Here is a 7,340-nt window from a genome sequence, read left to right on the forward strand (position 1 = left end):
CTCATGGAACGCTATGAGTATATCGTGGTCGGCGCAGGATCGGCCGGTGCGGCGCTGGCGGCGAAGCTCGCTCGGCAGGGTAAGTCCGTGCTTCTGCTCGAGGCGGGCGGCACCGGGCGGCATCCTTGGGTCAATATCCCGCTGGGCTACGGCAAGGTCTTCTACGACGCGCGGTTCAACTGGAAATACACGACCGAACCCGAGCCCGAATTGAACGGCCGCGGCGTCTACTGGCCGCGCGGCAAGGTGCTGGGCGGCTCTTCGGCGATCAACGCGATGGTCTGGGTGCGCGGGCATCCGAATGACTATGCCGAATGGGGCGCGGTGGCGCCGGGCTGGGGCTGGGAGGATGTGGCGCCGGTCTTTCGCAGGCTCGAGAAATGGAGCGGCGGCGAGAGCCAGCATCGCGGCGGGCTCGGCCCGCTGAGCGTCACGGACATGGACGGCTGGATGCACCCGCTGACCCGCGCCTATGTGAAGGCGGCCGAGGAGGCGGGCATCCCGACCAATACCGACTATAACGGCGCCGCCATCGAGGGCGCGTGCTTCTATCAGATCTCCACCGCCGGGGGGCGCCGCGCCTCGACCGCGCAGGCCTATCTGCTGGCGGCGCGCAAGCTCAGGAACCTGCGGATCGAGACGGGGGCGATGGCGACGCGCGTGCTGATGGACGGCAAGCGCGCGACCGGCATCGAATATGTGCAGCGCGGCAAGACGAAGACGGCTCATGGCACCGAAGTGATTCTCAGCGGCGGCGCGATCAACTCGCCGCAGCTTCTGATGCTGTCGGGGATCGGGCCTGCCGCGCATCTGAAAGAGCACGGCATCGAGGTGGTGCAGGACAGCCCCCATGTCGGGCAGAACCTGATGGACCATCTGGGCAGCGATCATCTCTTCCGCACGCGGATCGCCAGCCTCAACCAAGTGCTGCGCCCGTGGTGGGGCAAGGCGCTGGCGGGGATGGATTACGTTCTGCGTCAGCGCGGCCCGCTGGCGATGAGCCTCAACCAGGGCGGCGGTTTCATCCGGCTGGCGGAGGGCGAGGGGCCGCCCGATACGCAGCTATACTTCTCGCCGCTCAGCTATTCCAGCGCGCCCAAGGGCAAGCGCCCGCTGATGAGCCCCGACAGCTTTCCGGCAGTGCGCATCGGCTTCAATCCCGCCAAGCCGACCAGCACGGGCAGCATCACGCTGCGCAGCGCCGATCCGATGGTGCCGCCGGTCATGCGGGGCGGCTATCTTGCCACCGAGCATGACCGCGATCTGATGATCCGCGGCACGCGCGAGGTGCGGCGCATCGCGTCGATGCCCGCCCTTGCCAGCGTGATCGAGGCCGAGCTGGACCCCGGCCCCGATTGCCAGAGCGACGACGAGATCCTCGATTTCGCGCGGCGCGACGCATGGACCGTCTTTCATCAATGCGGTACCTGCCGGATGGGGCAGGATGCGGCCCGATCGGTCGTGGACCCCAAGCTGCGGGTGCATGGCATTGCCGGGCTTCGCGTGGCCGATGCGTCGATCTTCCCCACCATTCCCACAGGCAATACCAACGCCCCCGCCGTGATGGTGGGCGAGCGCGCCTTCGACCTCATCACCCAAGGATAGAGCCACATGAAGATCACCCGGATCGAGACATTCACCACCGAATTCGTCGGCTTCGTGCGCCTCATGACGGAAGATGGCAGCACGGGCTGGGGGCAGGTCTCGACCTATCATTCGGACATCACCTGCAAGGTGCTGCACCGGCAGGTCGCGCCGCATGTGATGGGCCGCGACATCGCGGATCTGGACGATCTGATGGATCTGGTCGTGGAGCGCGAGCATAAATTCCCCGGCTCCTACCTGCGCCGGGCCATGTCGGGCGTCGATACGGCGATCTGGGATCTGCGCGGGCGGCGCGAGGGCAAATCCGTGGCCGAGCTTCTGGGCGGCACGCCGGGCCGCATCCGCGCCTATGCCAGCTCGATGAAGCGCGACATCACGCCGAAGGACGAGGCCGAGCGGATGAAGCGGCTGCGGGATGCGCATGGCTTCGACGCCTTCAAGGTGCGCGCGGGGGCCGAGGTGGGCCGGGGCCGCGATGAATGGCCGGGCCGGACCGAGGAGATCATCCCCACCATGCGCCGCGAGCTGGGCGATAGCGCCGCGCTCCTGATCGACGCCAATAGCTGCTATGCGCCAGCCCAAGCCATCGAGGTGGGCCGAATGCTGGAGGATCAGGGCTATGAGCATTTCGAGGAGCCGTGCCCCTATTGGGAGCTGGAGCAGACCAAGGAAGTGACCGACGCGCTCGACATCGCCGTGACCGGAGGCGAGCAGGATTGCGACCTGCCCACATGGAAGCGGATGATCGACATGCGTGCGGTGGATATCGTGCAGCCCGATATCCTCTATCTCGGCGGCATCGCCCGCACACTGCGCGTGGTCAGGATGGCCGAGGCGGCGGGCCTGCCGGTCACGCCCCATTGCGCCAACCTGTCGCTGGTCACGCATTTTACCATGCATCTTCTGCGCGCCATTCCGAATGCCGGGAAATATCTCGAATTCAGCATCGAAGGCAGCGATTATTACCCGTGGCAGGAGGGGCTCTTCACCTCGAACCCCTACGGGATCGAGGACGGTCACGCCACGGTGACGGACGCGCCCGGCTGGGGCATCGAGATCAGCCCCGACTGGCTGGCAAGGGCGCATTACACAGTCTCGAGCGCAGGTTAGAGACGCATTCAGGGAGACGCGACCATGGTGAGCCTCGACACATTCAAGGATCTTGCAGGGATCGAGATGGGCCCGTTCAAGCCCAAGCCGACCACGCTGACCGAGGGGCAGGAGGAATCCGCGCGAAACCTCTGGTCCTCGCCCGATGGCCTCACGAATATCGGGGTCTGGGAATGCACGCCGGGGCGCTTCACCGCCGACCGAACCTCGGCGGGCGAGTATTGCCACATCATCTCGGGCCGCGCGACGGTGCGCAACGAGGATGGCAGCACTCCGCGCGATATCGGGCCGGGCGATCTGCTGGTCCTGCCACAGGGCTGGAAAGGCGAGTGGGAGATTCACGAGCATATGCGCAAGCTCTACGTCATCAGCCCTTCGACATAGGCGGGGTGTTGACGCACGCTATTTGACGCATTACATGTCAGTCAGCGTGAGGAGATTGCCATGACCATTCTCGATTATCAAAAGGGCGGCATGTTCACCCCCGACAGGATCGCCGCCGTCCTGATGACGACGCGGGACGAGATCGCGCGCACGGTGGGCCTCGGGCGCGATGCCATCGCGCGGGCCGAGCGGGTGCGCCAGCCGCGTACGCAGCGGCGCCTGCGCGAGATGATCGAGATCGTGAACCTCGCCGCGCCGCGCATGGGCAGCGCCGCGATGGCCTATGCGTGGTATCGCTCGGAGCCGCTGGACGGCTTCGACGGGATGACGCCGATGGACCTCGTGCAGGCCGGTCATGCCGATTGGGTGCGCGACTATCTGGCGAGGATCGACGCCGGCGTCTTTGCCTGACGCGCGCTGAATGGATTATTCCGGCCCGCTCTACCGCGCGCTGCATCCCTGGCATGCGCGCCAGCCGCTCTCGGGCGAGGGGGCGCGGCTCCATGGCGGGCGGTTCAATGCGAAGGGGCGCGCGGCGCTCTACCTTGCGCTCGATTTCGACACGCTGCGCCACGAGATCGCGCGGGGCGGGGCCTTCCAGCCCTCGACCATCGTCGAATACCGCGCCGAGATCACCGGGCTGTTCGATGCGGGGGATGCGGCGCAACTGGCGCTTTTCCGCATGACGCAGGCGGGGCTTGCCGATCCGGGCTGGCAGCTCAAGATGCACAAGGGCGAGGCGGTGCCGACGCAGGATCTGGCCGAGGCGCTCGTCGCGGCGGGCTATCCGGGCGCGGTGGTGCCGAGCTTCGCGCGCGGCGCGCGGCCCGGCGCGCGCAATATCGTGCTCTGGTGCTGGGGCGAGGAAACGGCGGCCCGGCTCGTGCTGGTCGATGACGAAGGAAGGCTGAAGACATGAGCGAGGCACTGATCGCGGCCATACCGATGCCCGCGCTTCTGATCGGGGCGGATATGCGGGTGATCGCGGCCAACGGCGCCGCCGAGGCGGTGCTGGGCGCGGGCGGCGTCGGCGGGCATGTCGCGCGCGTCATCCGCCAGCCTGCCGTGCTCGAGGCGATCGAGGCGTGCCGGAGCGGCGGCGGGCGCACCGAGGCGCAGTTCACCGCCGACGATGCCGGGCAGGATGCGCTCTACGATGTGCGCTGCGCGCAGGCGGACGGGGCGATTCTCGTCTGCATGTCGGATGTCAGCACGATGATGCAGACCGATCGGATGCGCCGCGAGTTCGTCGCCAATGTGAGCCATGAGTTGCGCACGCCGCTGACCGCGCTGTCGGGCTTCATCGAAACGCTGCGCGGGCCTGCGCGCGGCGACGTGGCGGCGACGGACAGGTTCCTGGCCACGATGCAGGAAGAGGCCGCGCGGATGGAGCGGCTCGTCCACGACCTTCTGTCGCTGAGCCGCGTCGAGGCGCAGCAGCGCCAGCGCCCGCGCGCGAGCATCGATCTGCGCGGCGTCGTGACCGGCGCCGCGAGCGCGCTGAGCGGCGTGGCCGAAGGGGCGGGCGCGGATCTGCGCGTGGATCTGCCCGAGGAGCCGGTGATGGTGCTGGGCGATGGCGATCAGTTGCATCAGGTCTGCCTCAACCTGATCGAGAACGCGCTGAAATACGGCGGGCAGGGCGGGCATGTGGATGTCGCCTTGCGGAGCGAGGCGCAGAATCAGGCGCTCCGCGGTCCGGCGGCGATTCTGACGGTGCGCGACGATGGGCCGGGAATCGATCCCGTTCACATTCCGCGCCTGACCGAACGCTTCTACAGGATCGACAGCCACCGCTCGCGCGCGATGGGCGGGACGGGGCTGGGCCTTGCCATCGTCAAGCATATCGCGCAGCGCCATCGCGGGCGCATGTTGATCGAAAGCGCGCTGGGGCAGGGCTGCGAGGTGCGTATCGTGCTGCCGCTCGCGCCCGGGAACGCGGCATAGACGGCGCCCAAAGCTGACGTCGGGGCGGGCGGTTGAAATTCCGCATTTGTCATGAAACCGTTACAAAACCTTTGCAAAACCGTCGCGCCGGATCTTTAGCAGTCCGGGCAGGGCGCGCGCTGCTGCGTGCCTCTGCTTTTACAAATTGAGGAGGCCTTCATGCCTTTCGCAAAACTTTCCGTTTCCGCTGCCGCGATCACCGCGCTTTCCGCCACCGCAGCCTACGCGCGTGACAACGTGCAGGTCGCCGGTTCGTCCACCGTTCTGCCCTACGCGTCGATCGTCGCCGAAGCCTTCGGCGAGAACTTCGAATTCCCGACCCCCGTCGTCGAATCGGGCGGCTCCTCCGCCGGTCTCAAGCGCTTCTGCGAAGGCGTCGGCGAAGGCACGATCGACATCGCCAACGCAAGCCGCGCGATCCGCGAAAAGGAAGTCGCGGCCTGTGCCGAGAACGGCGTGACCGACATCATCGAAGTGCGCATCGGCTATGACGGCATCGTCTTCGCCAGCCAACTCGACGGCCCGGCCTTCACCGCCTTCACGCCCTCCGACTGGTACGGCGCGCTCGGCGAGCAGGTCATGGTGGACGGCGAGCTCGTCGCCAACCCGCACATGAAGTGGTCCGAAGTGAACAGCGATCTGCCCGATGTCGAAATCGCGGCCTTCATCCCCGGCACCAAGCACGGCACCCGTGAAGTCTTCGAAGAGAAGGTCCTGCTTCAGGGCTGCGAAGACACCGGCGCCATGAAGGCCATGATGGATGGCGGCATGGACGAAGATGCAGCCGAAGACGCCTGCATGGCCGTGCGCACCGATGGCCGCAGCGTCGATATCGACGGCGACTACACCGAGACCCTCGCCCGGATCGGCAGCAACCCGAACGGCGTCGGCGTCTTCGGTCTGGCGTTCTACGAGAACAACACCGACACGCTCAAGGTCGCCACGATGAGCGGCGTCGAGCCCACCACCGAGAGCATCGCGGCGGGTGAATACCCCGTGTCGCGCCCGCTCTTCTTCTACATCAAGAAAGCGCATATCGGCGTGATCCCGGGCCTCAAGGAATTCGCTGAATTCTTCGTCTCGGACGAGATCGCAGGCCCGAACGGCCCGCTGGCCAACTACGGCCTCGTCTCGGATCCCGAGCTGGCCGAGACCCAGGCCAAGATCGCCGAAGAAAAGACCATGCAAGGCGGCATGTAAGCCCTCTTGACGCAGATACCGGGGGCGGGCTGCCGCCCCCGGTTTTTCATGGCCAACCGGATTTCAAAATGTCTCTGAGCCTCATTGCCCTCGTCCTGATCGCGCTCGGCACACTGGCCTATATCGCGGGCCGCGCGCGGGCGCTGGCCTCGGCGGGCGGAAACAGCCGCGTGCTGCATTCGCTGCCGCGCTATTATGGCGTCCATGCCGCGATGCTGGCGCTGGTGCCGGCCTTCGGGCTGATGGCGCTCTGGCTGATCCTTCAACCCGTCGTGCTGTCGCAGACCGTCTCGGGGATGCTGTCCGATGACGAAAGCGGACTGGTTCTGAGCGATGTGCGCCGCGTGGCGGACGGGCTCGATCTGGCAGTGTCGCGCGGCGTCATCGACGAAGCGGACGCGCAGGCGCTCACCGCCGATGGCACCATTCGCGATCTTCTGGCCCAGGTCGGCGCGCCGCTCGCGTCGGCGGTCAACCCCGAGGTTCTGAACGCGGCGCAGGCTTGGCGCGCCTGGCAGTCGCGCGGCAACGGGCTGATGGCGGTCGCGGTCCTGATCGTGGCGCTCGCCGGGCTGGGCCTCGCCTGGATGCGCACCGACAAGGAGATGCGCGCGCGCAACCGGGTCGAACAGGGCGTGCGGCTCCTGCTGATCGCGGCGGCGAGCATCGCGATCCTGACCACCGTGGGCATCGTGCTGTCGCTCATCTTCACCACGGTCGAGTTCTTCCGCATCTACCCGGCCTCGGAGTTCTTCTTCGGCACCACATGGTCACCCAGCTTCGGCGGCGGCAGCGAGCTCGGCGTCCTGCCGCTCCTGTGGGGCACGCTCTATATCTCGGTGATCGCGCTTCTGGTCGCGGTGCCCATCGGCCTCTTCTCGGCCATCTACCTGTCGGAATACGCGAGCGCGAAGGTACGCGGCATCATCAAGCCGCTGCTGGAGGTGCTGGCCGGTATCCCGACCATCGTCTACGGCCTCTTCGCGCTGCTGACGGTCGGCCCGCTCCTGCTCGAGGTCTTCGGCCGCGACGGTCTGGGCTGGATGCAGGCGGGCACGGCGGTCATGACCGCGGGCCTCGTCATGGGCATCATG

General features: G+C 66.9%; 8 protein-coding genes. All 8 read left to right on the plus strand.

Annotated elements, in window-relative coordinates:
- Positions 1-3 precede the first annotated feature (3 nt).
- The gene (locus tag ACGRVM_RS15740) at positions 4-1,605 is read left to right on the plus strand and encodes a GMC family oxidoreductase (protein ID WP_377173152.1); all 1,602 of its coding nucleotides are present in this window, start codon (positions 4-6) and stop codon (positions 1,603-1,605) included.
- Between the two features lie 6 nt (positions 1,606-1,611).
- Entirely contained in the window at positions 1,612-2,715 is a 1,104-nt protein-coding gene (locus tag ACGRVM_RS15745; protein ID WP_377173150.1) for a mandelate racemase/muconate lactonizing enzyme family protein, read from the plus strand.
- Between the two features lie 24 nt (positions 2,716-2,739).
- Positions 2,740-3,099 carry a cupin domain-containing protein gene (locus ACGRVM_RS15750; protein WP_377173148.1) on the plus strand — a complete coding sequence of 120 codons (360 nt, stop codon included), beginning with the start codon at positions 2,740-2,742 and terminating at the stop codon, positions 3,097-3,099.
- Between the two features lie 60 nt (positions 3,100-3,159).
- Entirely contained in the window at positions 3,160-3,510 is a 351-nt protein-coding gene (locus ACGRVM_RS15755) for an antitoxin Xre/MbcA/ParS toxin-binding domain-containing protein (RefSeq protein WP_377173146.1), read from the plus strand.
- Between the two features lie 10 nt (positions 3,511-3,520).
- A complete protein-coding gene (locus ACGRVM_RS15760) occupies positions 3,521-4,018 on the plus strand; it encodes an RES family NAD+ phosphorylase (protein WP_377173144.1) in 498 nt (165 codons plus the stop codon).
- A complete protein-coding gene (locus ACGRVM_RS15765) occupies positions 4,015-5,046 on the plus strand; it encodes a sensor histidine kinase (RefSeq protein WP_377173142.1) in 1,032 nt (343 codons plus the stop codon). The genes ACGRVM_RS15760 and ACGRVM_RS15765 overlap by 4 nt, the downstream gene beginning before the upstream one ends.
- Before the next feature lie 159 nt (positions 5,047-5,205).
- Positions 5,206-6,246 (plus strand): PstS family phosphate ABC transporter substrate-binding protein, encoded by a 1,041-nt coding sequence (locus tag ACGRVM_RS15770; protein WP_377173140.1) that lies wholly within the window; start codon positions 5,206-5,208, stop codon positions 6,244-6,246.
- A gap of 68 nt (positions 6,247-6,314) precedes the next feature.
- On the plus strand, positions 6,315-7,340 hold a 1,026-nt coding region (locus tag ACGRVM_RS15775), incomplete at its 3' end, for a PstC family ABC transporter permease (protein ID WP_394624069.1).

Source organism: Roseovarius aquimarinus (assembly GCF_043661195.1).
Taxonomy (GTDB): Bacteria; Pseudomonadota; Alphaproteobacteria; order Rhodobacterales; family Rhodobacteraceae; genus Roseovarius; species Roseovarius aquimarinus.